Consider the following 25,107-nt stretch of genomic DNA (forward strand, 5'->3'; position numbering starts at 1 on the left):
CCAGTCTGCCCGCGCTCTTGCCATAGAAGGGCCATGGCCTTTCCGACACAATCGACCGGATTCTCCGACGCGCTCGTCATCCTCGGCGCCGCCGGCATCGTGATCCCCGCTTTCGCGCGCTTCCGCGTGAACCCGGTGATCGGCTTCATCCTCGTGGGCCTCGCCCTCGGGCCGCATGGACTGGGCGCGCTCCAGCCGCGCTGGCCGTGGCTCTATCATGTCACCATCACCGATCCGCACGCGATCGAGCCCTTCGCGGAATTCGGCATCGTGCTGCTCTTGTTCGCGATCGGGCTGGAGTTGTCCTTCCGCCGCCTCTGGTCGATGCGGACCAAGGTGTTCGGCGTTGGCTCGGCCGAGCTGATCCTCTCCGCTGCCGTCATCGGGGGCACGCTGATGCTGTTCGGCGAGGCTCCGGCAGGCGCTCTCGGCCTCGGCCTCGCACTCGCTCTCTCTTCGACCGCGCTCGTGCTGCCGATGACGGGCACATCGGGCGAAGTCGGCAGCGGGGCGTTCGCGATGCTGCTGTTCGAGGATCTGGCACTGGTGCCGATCCTCTTCGCGCTCGCGGCTCTGGGGCCGAATACGGGTGGCGGCTGGAGCGAGCTGGCGTCGACGCTGCTCTCCGGCGGCCTCACCGTCCTGCTGTTGCTCGTGGCCGGGCGCTTCGCCCTGCCCCCGCTCTTCGCGCAGGCCGCGCGAACCAAGAGCCCCGAACTGTTCCTCGCGATCAGCCTGCTCGTCGTCATCCTCGCCTCGATCGCGACGACCGCCGCGGGGCTTTCGCCCATTGTCGGCGCGCTGCTCGCCGGCCTGCTCATCGCCGAGACCGAGTATCACACCGAGGTCGAGGTCATCACCGCGCCCTTCCGGGGCCTCGCGCTCGGCGTGTTCCTCATCACGGTCGGCATGAGCATCGACATCGCCGCGCTCACCGCGCAATGGGGGACGCTGGCGCTCGCGGTGGCCGGCGTGGTGCTCGCCAAGTCGGTGGTGACGGCGCTGCTGCTCCGGCTCTCGGGCACGCGGCCGGGCGTCGCGGTCGAGACCGGGCTGCTGATGGCCTCACCGTCGGAGACCACGCTGATCGTGCTCGGCGGCGCGCAGGCCGGAGGCCTCGTCCAGCCCGACGCTGCCGCCTTCTGGCAGACGGTGACCGCCATCGGCCTCACCATCACGCCGCTGCTCGCCCGTCTCGGCCGCGATGTCGCGCGCCGCGTCGAGCGCCGCCAGACCCGCGAGACCGCGACCATCCCCGAGCCCGGCCCCGCCGCGCGCGTGCTGATCGTCGGCTTTGGCCGCGTCGGGCGGCTCGTCGCCTCGATGCTCACCGCGCATGACCGGCCCTATCTGGCGGTCGATGCTGACATCGACGCCGTTTCGGCCGCGCGGAAGGAAGGGTTCGCGGTGCTGTTCGGCGACGCCAGCCGCGCCGAGATGATCGACCGTCTGGGCCTCAACCGTGCCGCCGCCGTGGTGCTGACGATGGACGATCCGGTGCAGCAGCTCCGCCTTACCCGTCGCATCCGCGATGCCCATCGCGACCTGCCGATCATCGTCCGCGCCCGCGATGCGGGCCACGCCGCCCAGCTCTACCGCGCCGGCGCGACCGACGCGGTGCCCGAGCAGCTCGAAAGCTCGTTCCAGCTCTCCGAAGCGGTGCTGACCGAGATCGGCGTGGCCGTCGGCCCGGTGATCGCCTCCATCCACGAGAAGCGCGCCGAGCAGCGCGCGTCGATCATGGAGATGGGAGGCCTGAGCGAGGCCCCGAAAGAACGCGGTCGCCGGATGCCGGAGGCCTGAGCGGAGGCGTTCGCTTTAGGTCAGGCGTCGACCTTCCCGAGCGCTGCGAGAACCGGTCGTAATCATCCGCTCTGCATTGTGATGGCCACGGGTTGCGGAATGCCTGCGCCCCGTGGCCCTTATATCAAGCCGCGACCGTCTCCAGCGCGGCGCGAACAGCGGCGACAGCATCGGCCGCCTTGTCGCCATCCGGGCCGCCGCCCTGCGCCATGTCCGGACGGCCGCCGCCGCCCTGCCCGCCGAGCGCCGCGACTGCGGCCTTAACGAGATCGACCGCGCTGCGGCTGTCCTTCAGATCGTCGGTGACGCCGACCGCGACCGAGCCGCGCCCTTCGTTCACCGCGACCAGCACGGCCACGCCCGAACCCAGCTTCTGCTTGGCCTCGTCGACCAGCCCGCGCAGGCTCTTGGGGTCGAGCCCCTCGATCACCTGACCCAGGAAGCCATGGCCGCCGACCTGCTCGACCGCCTGCTCGGCCTTGGCCGAACCGCCGCCGCCCAGCGCCAGCGCCTTCTTCGCGTCGGCCAGTTCACGCTCCAGACGGCGGCGCTCCTCGACCAGCGCGGCGATGCGCGCGGGCACCTCCTCGGGCGAAGCCTTCAGCGTCGCGGCGGCTTCCTTCAGACGATCCTCACGACCGGTCAGCCACTGGCGCGCGGCCTCACCGGTCAGCGCCTCGATACGACGGACGCCCGACGAGACGGCGCTCTCCGACACGATCTTGAACAGCGCGATGTCGCCCAGCGCCGACACATGCGTGCCGCCGCACAGCTCGACCGAATAGGTGCCGTGCTCGCCGACATGGCCCATCGAGAGCACGCGGACCTCGTCGCCATATTTTTCGCCGAACAACGCCATGGCACCCGCCGCGATCGCGTCGTCGGGCGTCATCAGCCGCGTGCCGACCTGCGCGTTCTCGCGGACCTGCCGGTTCACCTCGGCCTCGACCGCGGCGATCTCCTGCACGGTCATCGCCTTCTGGTGCGCGAAGTCGAAACGCAGGCGATCGGCGGCCACGAGGCTGCCCTTCTGCGACACATGCTTGCCGAGATGGTTACGCAGCGCCGCATGCAGCAGGTGCGTCGCCGAGTGATTGGCGCGGACCTCGTTGCGATGCTCGACATCCACCTTGAGATGGACGGCATCGCCCACCTTCACCTCGCCGCCCTCGATCACGGCACGGTGCGCGTGGAGGCGGCCGAGCGGCTTCGGCGTATCGGTCACTTCGGCTTCGAAGCCCGCATCGCCGGTGATGACGCCAACGTCGCCGACCTGGCCGCCGCTCTCGCCATAGAAGGGCGTCTGGTTGGTGAGGATGAACACCTCGTCGCCGGTCTGCGCGGCCTTCACGCGCTCGCCGTCGCGCACGAGGGCGACGACGCTGCCCTCGCCCTCGGTGGTCGAGTAACCGACGAACTCGGTGCCGCCGAGTTCCTCGGCGATGTCGAACCACACCTCGTCCGACGCCTTCTCGCCCGAGCCCTTCCAGGCCGCGCGGGCCGCCGCCTTCTGCTCGGCCATCGCAGCGTCGAAGCCGGCACGGTCGACCTCAAGGCCCTGCGCCCGGAGCGCGTCCTCGGTCAGATCATAGGGGAAGCCATAGGTGTCGTAGAGCTTGAACGCGACCGACCCCGGCAGCGTCGCGCCCTCGCCCATGCCGGCGGTCGCCTCGTCGAGCAGGCGCAGGCCGTTGGCGAGCGTCTGGCGGAAGCGGGTCTCCTCCAGCTTCAGCGTCTCCTCGATCAGCGGCTGCGCGCGGACCAGTTCCGGATAGGCGGCGCCCATCTCGGCCACCAGCGACGGCACGAGGCGGTGCATCAGCGGCTCGGCTGCGCCCAGCAGATGCGCGTGGCGCATCGCGCGGCGCATGATCCGGCGCAGCACATAGCCGCGGCCTTCGTTCGCCGGCAGCACGCCGTCTGCCACGAGGAAACCCGAGGCCCGCAGATGGTCGGCGATCACGCGGTGCGACGCCTTCTGTGCGCCATCGGTACGTGTCTTGGTCAGCTCGCCCGAGGCAGCGATCAGCGCGCGGAACGTGTCGGTGTCATAATTGTCGTGGACGCCCTGGAGCACGGCGGCGGCGCGCTCCAGCCCCATGCCGGTGTCGATCGACGGGCGCGGCAAGGCGAGCCGCGTCTCGGCGTCGACCTGCTCATATTGCATGAACACGAGGTTCCAGATCTCGACGAATCGGTCGCCATCCTCGTCCGGGCTGCCGGGAGGGCCGCCGGGGATGTGATCGCCATGGTCCCAGAATATCTCCGAGCAGGGGCCGCACGGGCCGGTGTCGCCCATCGACCAGAAATTGTCGCTGGTCGGGATGCGGATGATGCGGCTGTCGGGCAGGCCCGCGATCTTCTTCCACAGATCGAAGGCTTCGTCGTCCGTGTGATAGACGGTGACGGTCAGCCGATCCCTGTCGAGGCCCCATTCCTTGTTGATGAGGGTCCAGGCGTTCAGGATCGCCTGTTCCTTGAAATAATCGCCGAACGAGAAATTGCCGAGCATCTCGAAGAAGGTGTGATGCCGCGCGGTGTAGCCGACATTGTCGAGGTCGTTATGCTTGCCGCCCGCGCGCACGCACTTCTGCGACGAGGTCGCCGTCGAATAGGGGCGCGTCTCCAGCCCGGTGAAGACGTTCTTGAACGGCACCATGCCCGCGTTGACGAACATCAGCGTCGGATCGTTATGCGGCACCAGCGGCGCCGAAGGCACGATCTGGTGCCCCTCACGGCCGAAGAAGTCGAGGAAGGAGCGGCGGATGTCGTTCGTCGATGTCATGCGCGCGATTTAAGCGAGGGCGTGCGGCGGCACAAGCAAGCTTACACGGGTTGATCGATCGAGGCCGGCGGCGTCGAAAACCAGCGCGGGCCAGCCTCGGTCATATGGAAGCAATCCTCCAGCCGGACGCCGAATTCGCCGGGGATGTAGAGGCCCGGTTCGTCCGAAAAGCACATGCCCGCCGCCAATCGCGTCTGCTCACCATGGACGAGGTTGACCGGCTCATGCCCGTCGAGCCCGATGCCATGGCCTGTGCGATGCGAGAGCCCCGGCAAGGCGTAGCGCGGGCCATAGCCGAGGCTCTCGTAATAGCGCCGTACCGCGTCGTCGACCTCGCCCGCCGGCGTGCCGATCTTCGCTGCCTCGAAGGCGACTTGCTGGCCGCGATGGACCTGTTCCCACACTTGCCGCTGCCGCGCGCTCGGCCTGCCGAGCACGAAGGTGCGCGACACGTCGGACTGATAGCCCTGCACCGTGCAACCGCAGTCCATGAGAACGATACCGCCATCGCGCGCCATCTGCCGCTCGTGCGACCCGTGCGGGAGGGCCGCCGCAGCGTCCATCAGCACCAGCGAAAATTCAGGCGATCCGCCCAGCGCGACCGTCGCCTCGTCCATCATCCGGGAGACGTCGGCCGGCGTCATGCCGGGCTTCACACGCGGAATCACATAGCGATAGGCGGCGATGGTGACGTCCGTGGCACGCTGCATCAGCGCGATCTCGGCGGACGATTTCATCATGCGGCATCCGCGCACCACCGGAGCGCCGGAGACGATGCGCGCCTGGGGCAAGGCCTTCATCAGCCCGTCCACCGCGAAATAGCGAACCGTCTCCTCGATCGCGATGGCCCCGCCGGCCAGCTTGCGATCGGTCAATATGGCCGCGACCAGAGCGAGCGGATTTTCATCCTCTTCCCACACGCGGACTTCGGCGGGCACCGCGAGCGTCTGGCGAACCGAAGGCTCCTCGAAGAAAGGCGTTACGATCGCGATCTCCCCGTCGACAGGGATGACAGCCGCCGTCAGACGCTCGCTTCGATGCCATTCGATGCCCATGAAATAGATCAGGGACGCCCCAGGCTCCACGAGCAGCGCCGAGATCCCCTGAGCCCGCATGAGGCGGCGCGCCTTCTCGATCCGTGCCTCGCGTTCTTCCTTCGAGATCGGGGCGGGACCGCCGGCAAGCGGGGCCAGCCCGGTCAGGCCGGTCGCCTTTCCGGCCCATCCGGCGCCAGGCAGCGTCAACGCCGCGCCGACGAGAACCATGCCGCCGAGGACGCTTCTCCGCCCGACCGGTTCACGCATAGACATAGGGACCTCCTCGATTCAGGGCGGTGCGATAGGCCGGACGCGCATGGATCCGCTCCAGCCATGCTAGCAGGCGCGGATATTGCCGGTCGAGGCCGGCCCGCTGGGTAGCTGCTTCGAGCGGGAAACTCATCATCACGTCCGCGGCGGTGAAGGCGTCCCCGGCGAACCAGTCGCGCCCGGCCAATTCGGCTTCGAGCCAACGCAGATGGGTCGCGAACATCCTGAGGAGCGGCCCGCGCGCCGGCCGGCCGAGCAACCCCAGACGGCGCACCACCAGAAGCGCGAGCAGCGGCGGCATCATCGAGCCTTCCGCATAATGGAGATATTGCCGCCAGCGCTGCGCCGCGATCGGATCGGCCGGAGGGCCGAGGCGGCCATCCGCCCGCGCCACCAGATATTCGACGATCGCGCCGGTTTCGACCAGCGCCAGCCCGTCCACCTCGACGATTGGCGCCTTGCCGAGTGGATGGATGCGGCGAAGCTCGGGAGGCGCCAGCAGCGTCTTCGGATCGCGCTCGTAACGCCGGATCTCGAATGGAAGGCCCAACTCCTCCAGCAGCCACAGCACCCTCTGCGACCGGCTGTTCTGGAGATGATGGACGAAGATCATGGCGCGGCTCCCGACCCCGGCTGGGGAAGCCGGAAGACCTCCGGCCGACAAATTTCATGGACGAGCGCGAGAGGATTGAGAACGGGAAATCGTCAACGGCCGCGCACCCCGCCAAGAGGTGCGCGGTCGTTCGTGGTCAGAGGTCGTCGTCAGGCTCCGGACCCGTCATCATGGTTTCGGCGACATCGTCGGTCTTCGACCGGATCGCCTTTTCCAGCTTGGCCGCCAGCTCGGGATTTTCCTTGAGATAGGTCTTGGCGTTCTCGCGGCCCTGGCCGATGCGGATCGAATCGTAGGAGAACCACGCGCCCGACTTCTCGACCAGCCCGGCCTTCACCCCGATGTCGAGCAGTTCGCCGATCTTCGAGATGCCCTCGCCATACATGATGTCGAACTCGACCTGCTTGAACGGCGGGGCGACCTTGTTCTTCACCACCTTCACGCGGGTGGAGCTGCCGATGATGTCGTCCTTGTCCTTGATCTGACCGGTGCGGCGGATGTCGAGGCGGACCGAGGCGTAGAATTTCAGCGCGTTGCCGCCCGTCGTCGTCTCCGGGTTGCCGTACATCACGCCGATCTTCATGCGGAGCTGGTTGATGAAGATCACCATGCAGCGCGAGCGGCTGATCGAGCCGGTGAGCTTGCGCAGCGACTGCGACATCAGGCGCGCCTGAAGGCCGACATGGCTGTCGCCCATCTCGCCCTCGATTTCCGCCCTCGGCACCAGCGCGGCGACCGAATCGACCACCAGCACGTCGATCGCGTTCGAGCGGACCAGCGTGTCGGTGATTTCCAGCGCCTGCTCGCCGGTATCCGGCTGCGAGACGATCAGCTCGTCGATGTTGACGCCCAGCTTCTTGGCATAGACCGGGTCGAGCGCATGCTCGGCATCGACGAAGGCCGCCGTGCCGCCATTCTTCTGCGCTTCCGCGATCACATGGAGCGCGAGCGTCGTCTTCCCCGAGCTTTCCGGGCCATAGACCTCGATCACGCGCCCGCGCGGCAGGCCGCCGACGCCAAGCGCGATGTCCAGCCCGAGAGAGCCGGTCGAGATCGCCTCGACCTGCATGGTTTCCTTGGAGCCCAGCCGCATGGCCGAGCCCTTGCCGAAGGCGCGATCGATCTGCGCCAGGGCGGCGTCGAGCGCCTTCTGCCTGTCCGAGATCGCCAGCTTGTCGATCATATCCGCGTTTGTCCCGATGACTTTGAGTGATGCGGCCATCTGCCTGTCCCCTCGTTAGAGCGAGCCTGCGCGGGCATCAATGCGCGGCGTCAACGAAGATGCGCGTACCACCTTCGTTCCAACAGAACAAGAGGGGAACAATCCTCAGGCTGGAGCAATCGCCCCGATGGCCTGCTCCACGCCGGACAAAGTGAACGGCTTGGCGAGAACGGGCGCCGAGGCGTGGCGCGCGGGCGGCGGCTCGGTATGGCCTCCCGTCGCCAGCATGAAGGGAATACCGCGATCGGCAAGCGCGTCGGCGACCGGCCAGCAGACCTCGTCGCGCAGATGCACGTCGACGATCGCCATGTCGAAACCGCCCTGCTCCACCCGCGCCAGCGCGCCGGAGACGCTATCCTCGGTCCCGGCGATCGCATGGCCGAGGACGTCGAGAAAATCCTCGAGCATCATCGCGATCAGCGATTCATCCTCCACGATCAGGATCGAGTGACTGCTGCTTGTCATAACCCCCGAGTAACCGTCGAAACCGTTGCAAGACAAGATTTATTTCCGCTCCGTAGCGACCCGTGCATGGCGGGTGAGCGCGTCGCGCGCCGCTTCGGCGAGCTGCTGGACCGAGAAGGGCTTGGCGAGGAAGGACACATTCTCGATGTCGATCGAGCGGCGGAGCTGCTCCTCCGCATAGCCCGACATGAACAGGATCGGCAGATCGGGGAAGCGGCGACGGGCATGGCCGACCATCGTGGGGCCGTCCATCGTCGGCATCATCACGTCGGAGATGAGCAGGTCGAAGCCGCCCCCTTCCTCATCGGCGGCGACCTGCTCCAATATCTCCAGCGCTTCCTCGCCGTTCGACGCGGTGCGGACCTGATAGCCCTGCCGGGTCAGCGCGCGCTCGGCCACCGAGCGCACCATGTCCTCATCCTCGACGACGAGGATCGAGCCGGTGCCCCACAGTTCCTGCGGCGCCTGTTTCGGCGCAACCGGCTGCGCCTCGGCCGCCTCGCCGTGGAAGACGGGGAAGTAGATCACGAAGCTCGTGCCTTGCCCCATCTCCGAATCGGCGAAGATGAACCCGCCCGACTGCTTGACGATGCCGTAGACCGTCGAGAGGCCGAGGCCCGTGCCCTTGCCGACGTCCTTGGTGGTGAAGAAGGGCTCGAAGATCTTGGGCAGCACGTCCGGCGGGATGCCGGTGCCGGTATCGGTGACGCTGATCGCGCTGTAATCGCCGATCGGCAGGATGTCGGCGCCCAGCCGGCGGACTTCCGCCGCCGTGACGGCATAGGTGCGGATCGTGAGCGTGCCGCCATGCGGCATCGCATCGCGCGCGTTCACGGCGAGGTTGACGATGACCTGCTCGAGCTGTCCCGGATCGGCCCGCACAGGCCCCAACGCACGGCCATGGTTGATGACGAGCTGCATGCTCTCGCCCATCAGGCGGCGCAGCAGGTTCGAGACTTCCGAAATGACGTCCGGAAGCTGAAGCACCTGCGGGCGCAGCGTCTGCTGGCGCGAGAAGGCGAGGAGCTGGCGCGTCAGGCCCGCCGCCCGGTTGGCGTTGTGGCGGATCTGCTGGATGTCGTCATAGTCGCTGTCGCCGGGCGTGTGGCGCATCAGGATCAGGTCGCAATGGCCCAGCACGGCGGTGAGGATATTGTTGAAATCGTGGGCGACGCCGCCGGCGAGCTGCCCCACCGCCTGCATCTTGGTGGCCTGTGCGACCTGCCGCTGGAGCCGCCCTTCCTCCGCGCTGTCCTTGAGGCTGAGCAGCACCGACGCCTCCCCCAGCCCCCGCGCCGAAGCGACGGTGAGCGAGATCGGCTCGTCCGGCCGCGTGCGCAGGCGCACCGCGATATCGCCGGACAGGATCGGACCATGACCGAACGGCCCCGGCGCCGGCTTTGACGCTGCGAAACGCCGCACCGCGTCGGAGACGGCGGTCTTGTCCTCCTTGACCACGAGATCGCCCGGATAGACCGCGCGTTCCGCCTCGCCATGGCCAGCCGCCTGGAGGAAGGGCTCATTCTGGTAGAGGAAGCGCCCGTCCCGATCGATCAGCGCGAGGCCCAGCGGAAGCATCCCGAGGAGGCCATAGATGTCCGCCGGATTGGTCGAGTTCGATTCGGCCTGCTGCGCGGCGGGCTCGTCGAACAGCAGCATCGCGGCCGCGCCTGCCGCCAGCTCGCCATCGTCGAGCGGGATGTGGAGCAGGCGGAGCGGATCGCCCCCCTCCTCCTCGCGGGCGAAGCGGAGCGTGCCCTGCGCGTCCTGCACGAGGCAGGCGGCGAAATCCCGGCCGGTGCAATTCCCCGACTGGCTGCCCGTCGCGCGGACGGTGAACACCTTGTTGGCCACGAGGATACGGCCACGCTCGTCGATCAGCGCCGCCATCAGTCCGGCGCGGCCCAGCCGCTCGCCGAAGCCGCCGCCGACGAGGCGCAGCGCATCGGCCCGCCCCTCGCCGCGTCCGTCGCCGATCCGCCACATCAGATGATCCTCGCCGACGCCCGTACGGACGACGCGGAGATGGATGCGGGTCGCGCCGAGCTGCGTCTCCGCCTCGCCGTCGCGCCAGGCGGAGCGGCCGGCGCCGGCGATCGTCTCGGCATAGAGATCGAGCCCCGGCAGCATCGGCGGCGTCGAGCCGGGCCCGAAGCGATCCGTATAAGCGAGGTTGGCCGCGACGAGCTTGCCCGCGCGATCGGTGATCGCGGCCGGGTCTTCGGTCGCGTCCAATGCTGCGCGCAGCAGAGCGCGATCCGGCCGGGGTGCCGTGCGCTCGACCGAGAAGCCCAAGCGGCTGCGTGCGACGATGATGGCCGCGGTCGCGATCGCCGCGAAGCCGACGACGAAGCCGATGGCGAAACGCCAGTCCCCCGCCGCGCGGGCCAGCATCACCGACGAGGCGACGCCGAGGCCCATCACTCCGATCGCGATCAGCCGGTCTGCGGAGCGCCCCGGCCGGGCCGGCGCCGCGGCGCGTAGCGGGAGGGCATCGATACGGGGGACGAAGGAACGCATGCCCCTTCTTCCGCCGCCGGACGTCCTCCCGTCAATCCGCGCTTACCAGACCTGCACGCGCTCGGTGGGCGTGAGATAGAGCTTCTCGCCCTGCGTCACGTCGAACGCCTTGTACCACGGGTTCATGTTGCGCACCTCGTCGACGCGCTGCGGACCCGGCGAGTGCGGATCGGTGAGGAGCTGCTGGCGAAGCTGCGGCTCGCGATACTTGGTGCGCCACACCTGCGCCCAGCCGAGATAGAAGCGCTGGTCGCCGGTGAAACCGTCGAGCACCGGCGCCGCCTTGCCGCCGAGCGACAGGACATAGGCGTCGTGGCTGACCGTCAGGCCCGCCAGATCCGCCATGTTCTCGCCCAGCGTCAGTTCGCCCTGCACATGCTGGCCGGGGAGCGGCTCATAGGCGTCATACTGCTTCACCAGCTTGTCGGTGAGCGCGGTGAAGCGCGTCACGTCCTGCTGGGTCCACCAGTCGGTGAGCTTGCCGGTCAGGTCGTACTTGCGGCCCTGATCGTCGAAATGGTGGCTGAGCTCGTGGCCGATCACGGCGCCGATGCCGCCATAGTTCACCGCCGGGTCCGCCTTCGGATCGAAGAAGGGCGGCTGGAGGATCGCCGCCGGGAAGACGATCTCGTTCATCACCGGGTTGGCGTAGGCGTTGATCTCCATGGGCGTCATGCCCCACTCGGTCCGGTCGATCGGCTGGCCGAGCTTGTTGAGATTGCGCTGATACTCGAAGGCCTCGGCGCGGGCGACGTTGCCGACCAGATCGCCGGCCTTGATCTCCAGCGTCGAATAGTCGCGCCACTTGGTCGGATAGCCGATCTTGGGCGTGAAGGCGGCGAGCTTCTGGAGCGCCTTCTGCTTGGTCGCCGGGTCCATCCAGGCGAGGTTCTGGAGGCGCTGGCCGAAAGCGGCGATGATGTTGTGGACCAGCGCATCCGCCGCCGCCTTGGCTTCCGGCGGGAAGTAGCGCGCGACATAGTCCTGGCCGACCGCCTCGCCCATCTGGTTGGAGACGAGGTTCACGCCCCGCTTCCAGCGCGGCTGGTTCTGCGGCGTGCCCGAGAGCACCGTGCCGTTGAAGGCGAAGCTCGCATCCACGAACGGCGCCGAGAGATAGCGCGCATAGCTGCTGAGCGTGCGGACGAGCAGATAGTCCTTGAGCACCGGCAGCGGCGTGTCGGCATAGAGCTTCGCCTCGCCGGTGAAGGCGCTCGGCTGCGCGACGAGGAAGTCGGGCTGCGTGCCATAGCCGAGCGTGTTCAGATAGGCGCCCCACGGGAAGCCCGGCGCCTTGGCGTCGAAATCGGCGCGCGACCATTTGTTGTAGACCTTGTCCGCATCGCGCGAATCGATCCGCGACCAGTGGACCTGCGCCATCTTCGTCTCGAACGCCATGATCGCCGCCGCGCGCGCGTCCGCGTCCGGCTCGCCGGCCAGCGTCAGCAGCTTGGCGAGATAGGCGACGTAGAGCGGGCGGACTTTCGCCAGCGCCGCATCGTCCTTGAGGTAATAGTCGCGATCGGGGAGGCCGAGGCCGGACTGGCCGAACTGCGCGATATAGGCGGTCGGGTTCTTGTCGTCCGGGCCGACGCCGGTGTCGAACGGGGTGCGCACGCCCATGCGGGTGAGCGTCGCGATCTCGGTGGCGAGCGCGTCCTTGTCGTTGATCGCCTTGATCTGGTCGAGCCAGGGCTTGATCGGCGCCGCGCCCTTCGCGTTCACCGCCGCCTCGTCCATGAAGCTCGCGTAGAACATGCCGATCTTGCTGTTCGGCTGCTTCTCGGCCGCTTCGAGGATCGTGCGCGTGCGCTCCAGCGACAGGTCCTGGAGCTTGTGGAACATGCCGTAGCTGGAGCGATCCTGCGGGATCTGCGTCGCCGTATCCCAGCCGCCATTGGCGTAGCCGTAGAAGTCGTCGCCGGCCTTCAGGGTCTTGTTCATGCCGGTTTCGTCGAAACCGAAGCTGCCATAAGTGGGCTTGCCGGCCACCGCGGCCTTCGAGCCGGAGGCGACCGGCGTCAAGAAGGAGGCGGGCTGGGCAGCGACGGCCGGGCCCGCAAACATGGTGGAAGCCAACAAAGCGACGATGGTAAGACGCATCCGAGCACCCTCATTTTAGTGTATGAGAGAGGCATAGCACCTCGGCTCACCCACGCAAGGGCACGGCTCGTGGCAGACGCGTCCTAGCCGCGATCGCGCAGCAGGCGCGCCTGCTCGCGCTTCCAGTCGCGCTCCTTCGAGGTCTCGCGCTTGTCATGGAGCTTCTTGCCCTTCGCAAGAGCCAGCTCGACCTTGGCCCGCCCGCGCTCGTTGAAATAGATCGAGAGCGGGATCAGCGTCATGCCCTCGCGGGAGACGCCGTTGCGCAGCTTGTCGATCTCCTTGACGTGGAGGAGCAGCTTGCGCGGCCGCTTGGGCTCATGGTTGAAGCGGTTGCCGTGGCTGAACTCGGGGATGTTGGCGTTGATCAGGTTGACCTGATCGTCCTTGATCTCCGCATAGCTCTCCGCGATCGAGCCCTCGCCGAAGCGCAGCGACTTCACCTCGGTGCCGGTGAGCGCGATGCCCGCCTCGAAGAACTGCTCCAGGAAATATTCGTACCGCGCCCGCCGGTTTTCAGCGACGACCTTCTTCTTGTTGAATTCCTGCGGACGGGGACGCGCCATCAGATCAGCCCCGCGACCTTCAGGGCTTCGTCCACCGCATGGCGGCTCGCCTCGCCGGCCGGGGTCATCGGCAGGCGCAGCTCGGCCGGGAAGGACGGACGCACCTTCGACAACGCATATTTGATCGGGCCGGGCGAGGCATCCGTGAACAACGCGGTGTGCAGGGGGAAGAGCCGGTCCTGAAGCGCCAGCGCCGCCGCCCAGTCGCCGTTCAGGCAGGCATGCTGGAAATCGGCGCACAGACGCGGCGCGACATTGGCGGTCACCGAGATGGCCCCCCGTCCGCCCATCGCCATGAAGCCCAGCGTCATGTCGTCATTGCCGGAGAGCTGGCAGAAATCCTCGCCGCACGCGAGTCGCTGCGCAGAAACGCGGGCAAGGTTGCCCGACGCATCCTTGATGCCCACGACGGTCGGGATCTCGGCGATGCGGGCCAGCGTCGGCGTGGTGATGTCGGTCACCGTACGGGTCGGCACGTTGTAGACGACGATCGGCAGGTCACAATGCTCGGCCAGATAGGCGAAATGGGCGTAGAGGCCCTCCTGATTGGGCCTGTTGTAATAGGGCAGCACCACCAGCGCCGCGTCCGCCCCCGCGCTCTTGGCCGAGCGCATATGATCGAGCGCGACCAGCGTGTCGTTCGATCCGCAGCCCGCGATCACCGGCACGCGGCCCGCCGCCTGCTCGATGCAGATGGCGACGACGCGGTCATGCTCGGCGATCGACATGGTGGCCGATTCGCCGGTCGTTCCGCACGGCACGAGCGCCGACGAACCCTGCTCGATCTGCCATTCGACGAAAGAACGAAACGCCTGCTCGTCGAAACGACCGTCGCGAAAAGGCGTCACCAAAGCGGGGATCGAACCCGAAAACATCCTGTTCTCCTTCACGCCGGCGCTGCGACGCGGCATACTCCGCCCCATGTCGGGGGGCCTGAAACATTCAGCGCCTGATAAGGAGCGGGTTGGCATCCTGTCCAGCATGCTCCATCGCAGGGCCATGCTCAGCGTTCCAGCGCTCCTCCTGGCCGCCACCGCAGCGGCCTCCGTCCTCACCCCTCAGCAGGTCGCCTGGTATCGGGCGCAGCTCGGTCTTTCCAGTGCGTCGGCGGTCACGCCGCCGAGCCCGTCTGCCGGCGCCTATGCCTATGCGCCGGCGCAAGCCGCCAGTACGGGACTGCAAAGCGATCCCGTCGCCGAGGGGCTGGTGAACTGGAAGCGCCTCCGCCAGAGCAACAGCCTGTTGTTCCAGGATTATAGCAGCTTCCTGCTCGCGCATCCCGGCTGGCCAGGCGAAGCGCAGATGCGTCGCCTCGCCGAGAACGCCATCCAGCCGGACGTGACGCCACCCGAATCGGTGATCGCCTTCCTCACCCGCTTCCCGCCGCAGACCGGCGCGGGCCAGCTCCGCCTCGCGGAAGCCCTCTACGCGCGCGGCCGCGCCGCCGAGGCGCAGGCGGCGGCGCGTGCCGCCTGGACGTCGGGCGCGATCAACACCACCGACGAAGCGCGCATCATGGCGACCTTCTCCAGCGCGCTGACGCAAGCCGATCAGGACCAGCGGATGGAAGCGCTGCTCTGGAACCGCGCCTTCGTTGCCGCGCAGCGCCAGCTTCCGCTCACAAGCCCCGCGCGGCGCGCGATTTTCTCTGCGCGGCTCGCCTATCAGCTCAAATCACCGGATGCCGCGACGCAGGCCGCGGCGCTCGGCACTTCAGCGAACGGCGATGCCGGCTATCTGATCGACCGCATCAACTGGCTGCGTCAGACGGGCCAGGAACCGGTCGCCCGCTTCGAGCTGGCCCAGCCGCATCGGCTGACGGTGCCGGCCTTCAACCCGACGCGCACCATGGAGACCCTGCTCTCTGTCGCCCGCTCGGCCGCCGCGGACCAGCAATGGGCGCAGGCCTATGGGATCGCGAGCCAGCTCACCGACATCTATCCGGTCGGCACCAGCGTCCGCGCCCTGCCCTTCGCCCCGCGCGACGTGTTCACCAGCCTCTCCTGGCTGGCCGGCACCACCGCCCTCCAGCACCTCAGCCGGGCATCGGACGCGGTGGCGATGTTCCGCGCCTATGCCGACGCCTCCCAGAGCCCCGGTTCGCGCTCGAAGGGTTATTACTGGGCCGGCAGGGCGGCGCTTGCCGCAGGGGACCAGACGGGCGCGCAGGGCTATTTCGCGAACGCCGCCGCCTTCCCGGATCAGTTTTACGGGCAGCTCGCGCTCGAACGGCTCGGCAAGCCCGTCCCAGCGCCGCTCGACGCCAGTGGCGTCCAGGTGCCCGAAGCCGACGGCAAGGCTTTCGAAGCCCGCGAGGTGGTCCGCGCCGCGCGTATCCTCGGCCAGCTCGGCGACTGGCAGGACCAGAGCCTGTTCCTGCGCACCATCGCCGCCGACAGTCAGCTCAGCGACAGCGAGCACGTCCTGATCGCGAGGCTCGCCCGCGATCTCGGACGGCCGGACCTCGGCGTGATGGCCGAGCGCGCCGCCAAGCCGGAGAGCGCCAGCGACTATGTCCGCTCGGGCTTCCCCGTGCTGCCCGTGCCGCCGGAGATCGCCAACAGCTTCTCCTTCATCCACGGCATCATGCGGCAGGAGAGCCAGTTCGACCGCGAGGCCATCTCACGCACCGGCGCGCGCGGCATGATGCAGCTCATGCCCGTCACCGCGCGCGAGCAGTCCGAGAAGCTCGGCCTGCCTTACGACTATATGCGGCTGACCAGCGATCCGGGCTACAATATGGAACTCGGCACCGCCTATTTCGGGCGCATCATGGACATGTTCAGCGGCAACTACGTGCTGGCGCTTGCGGCCTACAACGCCGGGCCCGGCAATGTCCGCCGCTGGATCGCCACTTATGGGGACCCGCGCTCGGGCGGGGTCGATCCGGTGGACTGGATCGAGGCGATCCCCTTCTCCGAGACGCGCGGCTATGTGCAAAACGTGCTGGAGAATGTCGTCGTCTACGACACGATCAACCCGCTGAGGGCCGGCCAGCCCAACACCAACCGCCTCTCCTACTACCTCAACAAGCAGACGCCGGGTTAAGCCGCATGGATCGCCCCAACTACATCACGCCCGACGGCTTCGCCCGGCTGCGCGCCGAATATCAGCAGCTCTTCGAGATCGAGCGCCCGGCGCTGGTCGAGACGATCAGCTGGGCCGCCGGCAATGGTGATCGCTCCGAGAATGGCGATTACATCTACGGCCGCAAGAAGCTGCGCGAGATCGACCGGACGCTGGATCGCCTCTCCAAGAAGATGTCCAAGGCGCATGTCGTGGACCCCGCCAAACAGCCGGATCGCGGCCGCGTCTTCTTCGGCGCGACCGTCACCGTCGCGGACGAGGACGACGAGGAGCGCACCGTCACGCTGGTCGGCGTGGACGAGGCCGACGCCTCCTCGGGACGGATCAGTTGGCACTCTCCCCTGGCTCGCGCGCTGAGAGGGGCCGCACTCGGCGATCTGCGCCGCGTGGTGCTGCCGGCCGGCGAGAAGGAATATGAGGTGGTGGCGATCCGCTATCCCGACGCCTGATCAGGCGGAGAGCGGCTCATAAGGCGGCGAGTCGGGCTCGTCGCTGTCATCGCGGGCGTGGCGTTCGCGGGCCGCGTCGAGCGACACGGGCTGGGAGCGCCCCTCATTCTGCCAGTCCGGCCCGAAATGCACCTTCGCCAGCGCCTCGATCTCGGGCGCGATCTGGGGCGGCGTCATCGAGACCGCCTTCTCCAGCACCTCGGCCACATGCGTCAGCGCCGTGATGTGGGCGAACTCGGTATTCACGCCGTCGATCACCTTCCACGGCGCCCAGCGCGTGTCGGTGAGGTCGAACATGTCCTCCATCGCCGCGACATAGGCGGGGCGCTGTTCACGAACGTGGAAATCGTCGCCGCTGACCTTCCAGGCCGTCCACGGATCGGCCAGCCGCGCCCGCATCCGCCGGTCCTGCTCATCCTCGGAGATATGGAGGAACAGCTTGATCAGCGTCGTGCCGCTGTCGCGCTGCTGCGCCTCGAACTCGTTGATCTCATCATAGGCGCGGCGCCATTCCTTGTCGGTGGCAAGACCCTCCACCCGCTCCACGAGCACGCGGCCGTACCAGCTCCGGTCGAATACGCCGATCTCGCCGTCCGCCGGCAGGCGCGACCAGAAGCGCCACAGGAAATGCCGCGCCCTCTCCTCGGTCGTCGGCGCGCCGATCGGCCAGACGGCGTAGTGGCGCGCGTCCCAGCCTGAGACAAGCTCGCGGATCGTCTCGGCCTTGCCGCCGCAGTCCCAGCCTTCGAACATCACGATCGCGCGCCGGCGCTGGGCGACGTGCGCCACCTGTGCGCGGGCGAGGCGCCGCTGCACGGCGGCCAGGGCTCCGCCATAGTCGTCGGTCAGCGCCGGGCCGCTCTCGAAATTGGACAAGGCGATCGCCATGCCCACCGGGCTAAGCGACCGCGCCTGTTTAGGCGAGACAGGCCGTTACGGTTAACGTCCCACCACGATACAGCCTGATTCGTCAGACTTTCACCGGCTCCACCACACGGATGTGCAGTTCGCGGAGCTGCTTGATCATCGCGGGCGACGGCGCACCCATCAGAAGATCCTCGGCGCGCTGGTTCATCGGGAACAGCGTGATCTCGCGCAGGTTCTGCGCGCCGCAGAGCAGCATCACGATACGATCGACGCCGGCCGCCATACCGCCGTGCGGCGGAGCGCCATACTGGAACGCGCGGTAGAGGCCGCCGAAGCGCTCCTCCACGTCGGCCTGGCTGAGGCCGACCAGCTCGAACGCCTTCACCATGGTTTCCGGCGACTGGTTACGGATCGAGCCCGAGGCGATCTCATAGCCGTTGCAGACCATGTCGTACTGGAACGCCTTGAGCGACAGCGGATCCTGCGAGTTGAGCGCCTCGAGCCCGCCCTGCGGCATCGAGAAGGGGTTGTGCGCGAACTCGACCTTCTTCTCGTCCTCATCCCACTCGTAGAAGGGGAAGTCGACGATCCAGCATAGCTCGAAGCGGTCCTTGTCGATCAGGTTGAGCTGCTCGCCCGCACGGGTGCGCGCGAGGCCGGCGAGCTTCGCCGCCACATTCTCGGCGCCCGCCGCGAAGAACACGCCGTCGTTCGGGCCGAGGCCGAGCGCCTCGATCAGCTTGGCGGTCGCTTCCGGCCCATGGTTCTTGGCGATCGGGCCACCCGGCTCGCCATCCTTGATGTTGATGTAGCCGAGGCCCGAATAGCCCTCGCCGCGCGCCCAGACGTTCATGTCGTCGAAGAACTTGCGGCTGCCGGCGCCCGCGCCCGGAGCCGGGATCGCGCGGATGCGCCCGCCGCCGGCCACGATGCCCGCGAAGATGCCGAAGCCCGATTCGTGGAAATGATCGGTGACGTCGGTGATGGTGATCGGGTTGCGCAGGTCCGGCTTGTCCGAGCCGTACTTCAGCATCGCCTCGCTGTAAGGAATGCGCGGGAAGCTGCCCGCCGGCGTCACCGGCTTGCCGTCGGCGAACTTCTCGAACACGCCGGCGATCACCGGCTCCATCGTGTTCCACACGTCTTCCTGCGTGACGAAGCTCATCTCCAGATCGAGCTGGTAGAACTCGCCCGGCAGACGGTCGGCGCGCGGGTCTTCGTCGCGGAAGCAGGGCGCGATCTGGAAATAGCGGTCGAAGCCCGCGACCATCAGCAGCTGCTTATACTGCTGCGGCGCCTGCGGCAGCGCGTAGAACTTGCCGGCGTGAATGCGGCTCGGCACGAGGAAGTCGCGCGCGCCCTCGGGCGACGAGGCCGTCAGGATCGGCGTCGAATATTCGGTGAAGCCCTCGCCTTCCATGCGGCGGCGCATGTCGGAGATGATCTGCGTGCGCTTCACGATATTGGCGTGCAGCGTCTCGCGGCGCAGATCGAGGAAGCGGTAACGCAGGCGCACATCCTCGGGATAGTCCGCCTCGCCCGCGACCGGGAGCGGCAGCTCGGCAGCGGCCGACTGGACGATCACGCCCCTGGCGCGCACCTCGATCTCGCCGGTGGCAAGGTTGGGGTTCTGAGCCTCCTTGGCGCGGGCCTCGACGACGCCGTCGATGGTGATGACGCTCTCGGTGCGAACCGTCTCCAGCGCCTTCAGCGCCTCGCTGTCCGAATCCGCGACGATCTGGACGAGGCCGTAATGGTCGCGCAGATCGACGAACAGCACGCCGCCATGGTCGCGCTTGCGATGCACCCAGCCGGAGAGCCGGACGGTCTGCCCGACGTCGCTGGCGCGAAGCTGGGCGCAGGTGTGGGTGCGATAGGCGTGCATGATCGTGCTATCCGTATTCGGCGTGAAAAGATTGAGGGCGAGCGCTTCCGTGTCCGTACCCTCTTTGTCAAGGCGCGACGGTCTGTTTATGGAAGCATCATGGTTATTCACCCGCTTATCACCGACAGCCAGACTCTCGCCGCTCTCTGCGCCCGCCTCGCGAAAAGCCCCTATGTGGCGATCGACACCGAGTTCATGCGCGAGAACAGCTACTGGCCGGAACTCTGTCTGATCCAGATCGCCGACAGCAACGAGGCCGCCGCGATCGATCCGATGGCGCCGGACCTCGACATGACCCCGCTCCTCGACCTGATGGTCAACAACGAGGACGTGCTGAAGGTCTTCCATGCCGGCGGGCAGGATCTGGAGATCATCCACAATCTCACCGGCAAGACGCCGCATCCGCTGTTCGACACCCAGATCGCCGCCATGGCGCTCGGCATGGGCGAGCAGGTCGGCTACTCCAACCTTGTCGAGAGCTGGACAGGCGTGAAGCTCGACAAGGGCGCCCGCTTCACCGACTGGGCGCGCCGCCCGCTCGACAAGCGCCAGATCGACTATGCGATCGGCGACGTCACCTATCTCATCCAGATATTCCCGCGCCTGCTGGAGAAGCTCAAGAAGACCGGCCGCGGTGACTGGCTCGATCAGGAGATGGAGCGGCTGGGCGACCCCTCCAGCTACGTCAACGATCCCGAACACGCCTGGCAGCGCGTGAAGGTGCCGAGCCGCAAGCCCGAGGTGCTGGGGCGCCTCAAGGCACTGGCCGCCTGGCGCGAGCGCGAGGCGCAGGGCAAGGACCTTCCGCGCGGCCGCATCATGAAGGACGAAACGCTGGCCGACATCGCCAGCCACCCGCCGCGCGAGCAGAAGGACCTAGCCCGCGTGCGCGGCCTTTCAGCGAGTTGGGCGTCCAACGATATCGGCGGCCGCCTGATGGGCGCTTTGGAAGCCGCCCTGCCGATGTCCGAGGACGAGATGCCCGTGCGCGAGGATCGCAAGCCCGGCCTCGGCAAGGACGGGGCGCTGGTGGCAGACCTGCTCAAACTGCTGCTCAAGATCCGCTCGAAGGAAACCGACGTGGCGCCGCGCCTCATCGCCCGCTCGGACGAGCTGGAGTTGCTCGCCGCTGGCAGGCGCGACGGGCTCGCCATTCTCGATGGCTGGCGCTTCGAGCAGTTCGGCCGCGATGCGCTCGATCTGGTCGAGGGCCGGATGGGCTTCGCGGTGAAGAACGGCAAGCTGCGCATGATGCGGATGAACGATGCGGAATAAACCCGCCCTCCTTCTCGCGACGCTCGCGCTCGCCGGCTGCACACCGGTCGAGATGCGCGGCGAGCATCATCCCGCTGCTGGCGAGCGCGTGTGCCGGAACGAGCCGGCGCAGCGCTATCTCGGCCATGGGAGCGGCACCGGCGCGATCGAGGGCGCCCGCCGCGCTTCGGGCGCGAAGACCGTGCGGGTGGTACGGCCCGGCGAAGCCGTGACCATGGACTTCCGCCCCGATCGCCTCACCGTGACGGTCGACAAGCATCAGGTCATCAGCCGCCTCAACTGCGGCTGACCGGCCTCAGCCTTCCACCATCTCCGCACGGAGGCCGAAGGCGGCGGCCAGCGTCTTGTGCCGCCGCTCCACTGCTTCGCCATAAAGCGCGCCGTCGCCGGCAGCGAGGCGAAGGCTCAGCGTCGAACCCTTCATCTGCAAGGCGCTGGTCTGGAGCGGCGCAGCCACGCCACCCGACAGCCTCTGCCCCAGACGCATGGCGAGGCCCCAGCGGACCGCCATCTCCCGATCCTCCTGCGAGACGAGTTGGGGCACCACCGGCGGCTCGCCGTCTGCGCCGAAGCTGCTGAACAGCGCCTGCGCCATCATTGCGCGCCCCCGCGCATCGACGCCGACCCAATTTCCGTGCAGCGCCGTCTCCAGCCCGCGCTCGGCGCGGAACTCGGGATGGGCGCGCCAACCCACGTCAGCCAGAAGGCAGCTCGCATGGCGCAGCCGTGCATCCGACGCGCTCTCGCCTGCGAAAAGCGGCGCGATCCAGCGGTCGAGCAGATCGCCATGTTCCGGGAAACGGCCGAGGCGACGCCCCTCCTCGCGAGTCGCGCAGATCAGCGGGTCCATGTCGCGCACGTCGGCGGGCAGGTTCCGGTGCAGCACGCCCTCGCGCAGGCCATAAGCGGATGCCACCAGATGGCTCGATCCCAGCTCGCGCGAAACCAGCGCCAGCAGCGCCGCCGCATCCGGCAGCGAGCCCGTCCGCGAGGAGGAGAGCTGCGGAATTTCCTTGAGCTTCGCCTTGTCGAAATGCGCCAGCGCGCGCACCGCCCGCTGCGCCGTGGCCACCGGCATGGTGTAGCCGTGGACGATCGGCAACGGATAGCCGGTGGTGTGCATCAGCAACCGCGCCAGGGCGCGCCACGACCCGCCGACCAGATAGAAGGGCAATCCCTTGCCGCGACCGCTCCAGCCCGTCTCCTGCAAGCGATGCTCGACCACCGTGCGGAGCGCGCGCGGGCCGCGACCGCGGATTTCCGCCACCCGCAGCACGCCGAGCGGGAAGGAGGCGCGCTCATGCACCTTCCCGCCCGAGACACGCGCGAGTTCGAGGCTTCCGCCGCCCAGATCGCCGACGATGCCGTCCGCATCGGGGAAGGCCGCGATCACGCCTTCGCCGGCCATCTCGGCCTCTTCCTCGCCCGTCAGCACGCTGACATCAAGGCCGATGCCGGCCGCGCGCGCGAGGAAGTCCATGCCGTTCGCGGCGTCGCGCACGGCGGCGGTGGCCACCGTGTGGAGGCTCGACACGCCGATCTTCTCGGCCACCAGACGGAAACGATCGAGCGCGACAAAGGCTCGCTCCACGCTCGCCGGATCGAGCACCCCGGTGGAGGCCAGGCCCTTGCCCAGCCCCGCCATCACCTTCTCGTTGAAGAGGATCGAGGGAATGCGGATCGGCCCGTCATAGACGACGAGGCGAATCGAGTTGGAACCGATGTCGATGATGCCGACGCGGCCGCCGCTCTGATCGGCGCCCTTGCTGGCGGTGGAGCGAAAAAGATAGCCGGGCTTCATGGCGCGCCGGCGTTAGCGGGAAACGGGCCGGCCGCAAAGGCCGCCCGCCCCGGTTTCGCTTCGTTTCGCCGACGAATCATAGCGCTATCAATAGACGCCGCCCCGTCGCAGCTTGAGCCGCGGCACGCTGTCCGATTTCCGCAATGCCGCACCGCGCCCCGAAAGCGAGGGGTTTGTCATGAAATAACGGTGGAGATTAAAGGGCTTGCCATCGGATTTCGTGATCCGGTCATAGCCGCCATCGGGCCGCAGGACCCAGCTCTGCTCGGTGTCGATGAGGTTGGCCACCATCACCTGATCGAGCACCTGTGCATGGACCGTCGGGTTCTCGATCGGCAGCATATATTCGACGCGGCGATCGAAGTTGCGCGGCATCCAGTCGGCCGAGGAGATGAACACCTTCGCTTTGCGGTTCGGCATCGGCTCGCCATTACCGAAGCACATGATGCGGCTGTGTTCCAGGAAGCGGCCGACCACGGATTTCACGCGGATATTCTCCGACAGCCCCGGAACGCCCGGCCTGAGGCAGCAGATGCCGCGCACGATCAGGTCGATCTGCACGCCGGCGGCGCTCGCGCGATAGAGCTTCTCGATGATCGCCGGGTCCACCAGCGAGTTCATCTTCGCCCAGATCGTCGCCGGGCGGCCCGCACGGGCATGATCGATCTCCGCATCGATCAGGTCGGCAAGACGCTCGCGCAGGCCGTGCGGCGAGATCGTTACCAGCTCCAGATCATGCGGCTCGACATAGCCGGTGATGTAGTTGAACACCTGCGCCGCATCACGTCCCACGCGAGGATCGGCCGTGAAGAAGCTGAGATCCGTGTAAATTCTCGCCGTCACCGGATGATAGTTGCCGGTCCCGAAGTGGCAGTAGGTGCGGAAGGTGCCGTTCTCCCGGCGAACCACCATCGAGATCTTGGCGTGCGTCTTCCAGTCGATGAAGCCGTAGACCACCTGCACGCCCGCCCGCTCGAGCTGGGCTGCCCAGAGGATATTCTGCTCCTCGTCGAAGCGGGCTTTCAGCTCCACGACGGCCGTGACCGACTTGCCCGCCTCCGCCGCGTCGATCAGCGCGCGGATGATCGCGGATTGCTTGCCGGCGCGATAGAGCGTCTGCTTGATCGCCACCACGTCCGGGTCGTGCGCTGCCTGTGTCAGGAAAGCGATCACCACCTCGAAGCTCTCATAGGGGTGGTGGACGACGATGTCCTTATCTCGGATCGCGGCGAAGCAATCGCCGCCATGTTCCCGGATTCGCTCAGGAAAACGCGGCGTGAACGGCGACCATTTCAAATCCGGCCGGTTCTCCTCGACCAGCATGTCGAGATCGGCAACGCCGAGGAAACCGGAGGCTTCGGAGACGAGCGCGCCCTGCCCGACCGCGTCGGAAACAAGGTCCTCCAGCTCCTGCGGCATCCCCGCCTGAAGGCGCAGGCGGATCACCCGGCCGCGGCGGCGCCGCTTGATGGCGGAGTGGAAAAAGCGAACCAGATCCTCGGCTTCTTCCTCGATCTCGATATCGCTGTCGCGGATGATGCGGAACGCGCCGTCGCCATGAACCTCATAGCCGGGGAAGAGCAACGCGGTGAAACGACGGATCAGCGTCTCGACCGCGATATAGCGTGCCGTCTCGCCCGGCAGGCGCACGAAGCGCGGCAGTGTCGGCGGAATCATCAGCAGCTCGCGAATCGGCTCCCCATCCGACAGCCGCTTGAGATCGAAGATGAGGCTGAAGCCCTTGTTCGGAATGAACGGGAAAGGATGCGCAGGATCGAGCGCCTGCGGCGTCAGAACCGGCAACACCTGCTCGCGGAAATGCGTCTCCAGCCAGGGCGCGTCCTCGGCAGGCACGCCATCGTTGGAGAGGACATGGAAGTCCTGCTCAGCCAACTCCTGCCGAAGCGTGCGCCACACCACCTGCTGACGCCGCATCAGCGCATCGGCGCTCGCCTCGATGGCGTTGAGCTGCTGCGTCGGGGTGAGCCCGTCGGCGGACAATTGCTCGACGCTGTTGAGCTGCTGCCCGCGCAGGCCCGCAACCCGGACCATGAAGAACTCATCGAGATTGTTGCCCGAGATGGAGAGGAAGCGCAGCCGCTCCAACAGCGGGTGAGCGGGGTTGCATGCCTCGTCCAGCACCCGCTCGTTGAAGGCCAGCCACGAAATCTCGCGGTTGAAGTAACGCTCGCGCGGCGCCACCGGATCGGCAAGCGAGGCCTCCTCATGAAGGCTCTGAGCATCGGCCACGGCCCGCGCGATGTCGGCGGTCATCATCGGCTCCACCTCCGGGATCGGAGAATCGGTCTGGGTTTCGGGCAGGTCGTTCATCGCGCTCATGTGCCGCAGATTAGCCCAG

General features: G+C 67.5%; 18 protein-coding genes. 5 read left to right on the forward strand and 13 right to left on the reverse strand.

Annotation, left to right across the window (positions count from 1 at the left end):
- The first annotated feature begins 33 nt into the window (after positions 1 to 33).
- Positions 34 to 1,803, forward strand: coding sequence for a cation:proton antiporter domain-containing protein (locus ST3T6A_RS0112765; protein WP_019833326.1), 1,770 nt, complete (start codon positions 34 to 36; stop codon positions 1,801 to 1,803).
- Between the two features lie 124 nt (positions 1,804 to 1,927).
- On the opposite strand, the gene alaS is transcribed toward ST3T6A_RS0112765, so the two are convergent.
- The 9 genes from alaS to dapA all read right to left on the reverse strand — a co-directional run bounded on the left by alaS (position 1,928) and on the right by dapA (position 14,259).
- On the reverse strand, positions 1,928 to 4,588 hold the full coding sequence (gene alaS / locus ST3T6A_RS0112770; RefSeq protein WP_019833327.1) for an alanine--tRNA ligase: 2,661 nt from the start codon (positions 4,586 to 4,588) through the stop codon (positions 1,928 to 1,930).
- Between the two features lie 41 nt (positions 4,589 to 4,629).
- Positions 4,630 to 5,892, reverse strand: coding sequence for a M24 family metallopeptidase (locus tag ST3T6A_RS0112775; RefSeq protein ID WP_019833328.1), 1,263 nt, complete (start codon positions 5,890 to 5,892; stop codon positions 4,630 to 4,632).
- Positions 5,885 to 6,508 (reverse strand): glutathione S-transferase family protein, encoded by a 624-nt coding sequence (locus ST3T6A_RS0112780; protein ID WP_019833329.1) that lies wholly within the window; start codon positions 6,506 to 6,508, stop codon positions 5,885 to 5,887. Before ST3T6A_RS0112780 ends, ST3T6A_RS0112775 begins: the two co-directional genes overlap by 8 nt.
- A 136-nt stretch (positions 6,509 to 6,644) precedes the next feature.
- Positions 6,645 to 7,730, reverse strand: a complete 1,086-nt coding sequence (gene recA / locus ST3T6A_RS0112785; RefSeq protein ID WP_019833330.1) for a recombinase RecA — start codon at positions 7,728 to 7,730, stop codon at positions 6,645 to 6,647.
- A gap of 105 nt (positions 7,731 to 7,835) precedes the next feature.
- Complete coding sequence (locus tag ST3T6A_RS0112790) at positions 7,836 to 8,195, reverse strand: response regulator (RefSeq protein WP_019833331.1); 360 nt, start codon at positions 8,193 to 8,195, stop codon at positions 7,836 to 7,838.
- Positions 8,196 to 8,234: 39 nt separating this feature from the next.
- The gene (locus tag ST3T6A_RS0112795; RefSeq protein ID WP_019833332.1) at positions 8,235 to 10,715 is read right to left on the reverse strand and encodes an ATP-binding protein; all 2,481 of its coding nucleotides are present in this window, start codon (positions 10,713 to 10,715) and stop codon (positions 8,235 to 8,237) included.
- Positions 10,716 to 10,757: 42 nt separating this feature from the next.
- A complete protein-coding gene (locus tag ST3T6A_RS0112800) occupies positions 10,758 to 12,818 on the reverse strand; it encodes a M13 family metallopeptidase (protein WP_037538407.1) in 2,061 nt (686 codons plus the stop codon).
- Positions 12,819 to 12,901: 83 nt separating this feature from the next.
- On the reverse strand, positions 12,902 to 13,384 hold the full coding sequence (gene smpB / locus ST3T6A_RS0112805; protein ID WP_019833334.1) for an SsrA-binding protein SmpB: 483 nt from the start codon (positions 13,382 to 13,384) through the stop codon (positions 12,902 to 12,904).
- On the reverse strand, positions 13,384 to 14,259 hold the full coding sequence (gene dapA, locus ST3T6A_RS0112810; RefSeq protein WP_019833335.1) for a 4-hydroxy-tetrahydrodipicolinate synthase: 876 nt from the start codon (positions 14,257 to 14,259) through the stop codon (positions 13,384 to 13,386). The genes smpB and dapA overlap by 1 nt, the downstream gene beginning before the upstream one ends.
- A gap of 124 nt (positions 14,260 to 14,383) precedes the next feature.
- Between dapA and ST3T6A_RS0112815 the strand changes: the two genes are divergently transcribed.
- Both ST3T6A_RS0112815 and greB read left to right on the forward strand, forming a co-directional pair.
- Positions 14,384 to 16,432, forward strand: coding sequence for a lytic transglycosylase domain-containing protein (locus ST3T6A_RS0112815; protein WP_235785795.1), 2,049 nt, complete (start codon positions 14,384 to 14,386; stop codon positions 16,430 to 16,432).
- Between the two features lie 5 nt (positions 16,433 to 16,437).
- Positions 16,438 to 16,920, forward strand: coding sequence for a transcription elongation factor GreB (greB, locus tag ST3T6A_RS0112820; RefSeq protein ID WP_019833337.1), 483 nt, complete (start codon positions 16,438 to 16,440; stop codon positions 16,918 to 16,920).
- Here greB and ST3T6A_RS0112825 read toward each other — a convergent pair whose 3' ends face one another.
- Entirely contained in the window at positions 16,921 to 17,808 is an 888-nt protein-coding gene (locus ST3T6A_RS0112825) for a polyphosphate kinase 2 family protein (RefSeq protein WP_019833338.1), read from the reverse strand.
- 82 nt (positions 17,809 to 17,890) lie between these two features.
- Positions 17,891 to 19,672 (reverse strand): aspartate--tRNA ligase, encoded by a 1,782-nt coding sequence (aspS, locus tag ST3T6A_RS0112830; RefSeq protein ID WP_019833339.1) that lies wholly within the window; start codon positions 19,670 to 19,672, stop codon positions 17,891 to 17,893.
- A gap of 99 nt (positions 19,673 to 19,771) precedes the next feature.
- On the opposite strand from aspS, the gene rnd reads away from it, so the two are divergent.
- Together rnd and ST3T6A_RS0112840 are read left to right on the forward strand one after the other, a co-directional pair.
- Positions 19,772 to 20,947 (forward strand): ribonuclease D, encoded by a 1,176-nt coding sequence (gene rnd / locus ST3T6A_RS0112835; protein ID WP_019833340.1) that lies wholly within the window; start codon positions 19,772 to 19,774, stop codon positions 20,945 to 20,947.
- Positions 20,937 to 21,236 carry an I78 family peptidase inhibitor gene (locus ST3T6A_RS0112840; protein ID WP_019833341.1) on the forward strand — a complete coding sequence of 100 codons (300 nt, stop codon included), beginning with the start codon at positions 20,937 to 20,939 and terminating at the stop codon, positions 21,234 to 21,236. The genes rnd and ST3T6A_RS0112840 overlap by 11 nt, the downstream gene beginning before the upstream one ends.
- Before the next feature lie 6 nt (positions 21,237 to 21,242).
- On the opposite strand, the gene ST3T6A_RS0112845 is transcribed toward ST3T6A_RS0112840, so the two are convergent.
- Together ST3T6A_RS0112845 and ST3T6A_RS0112850 are read right to left on the reverse strand one after the other, a co-directional pair.
- Entirely contained in the window at positions 21,243 to 22,748 is a 1,506-nt protein-coding gene (locus ST3T6A_RS0112845; RefSeq protein WP_019833342.1) for a Ppx/GppA family phosphatase, read from the reverse strand.
- A gap of 87 nt (positions 22,749 to 22,835) precedes the next feature.
- A complete protein-coding gene (locus tag ST3T6A_RS0112850) occupies positions 22,836 to 25,088 on the reverse strand; it encodes an RNA degradosome polyphosphate kinase (RefSeq protein ID WP_019833343.1) in 2,253 nt (750 codons plus the stop codon).
- Between the last annotated feature and the right edge of the window lie 19 nt (positions 25,089 to 25,107).

Origin of the sequence: Sphingomonas sp. PR090111-T3T-6A, from assembly GCF_000383095.1 — a bacterium.
In the GTDB taxonomy this organism is placed as follows: Bacteria; Pseudomonadota; Alphaproteobacteria; order Sphingomonadales; family Sphingomonadaceae; genus Solisphingomonas.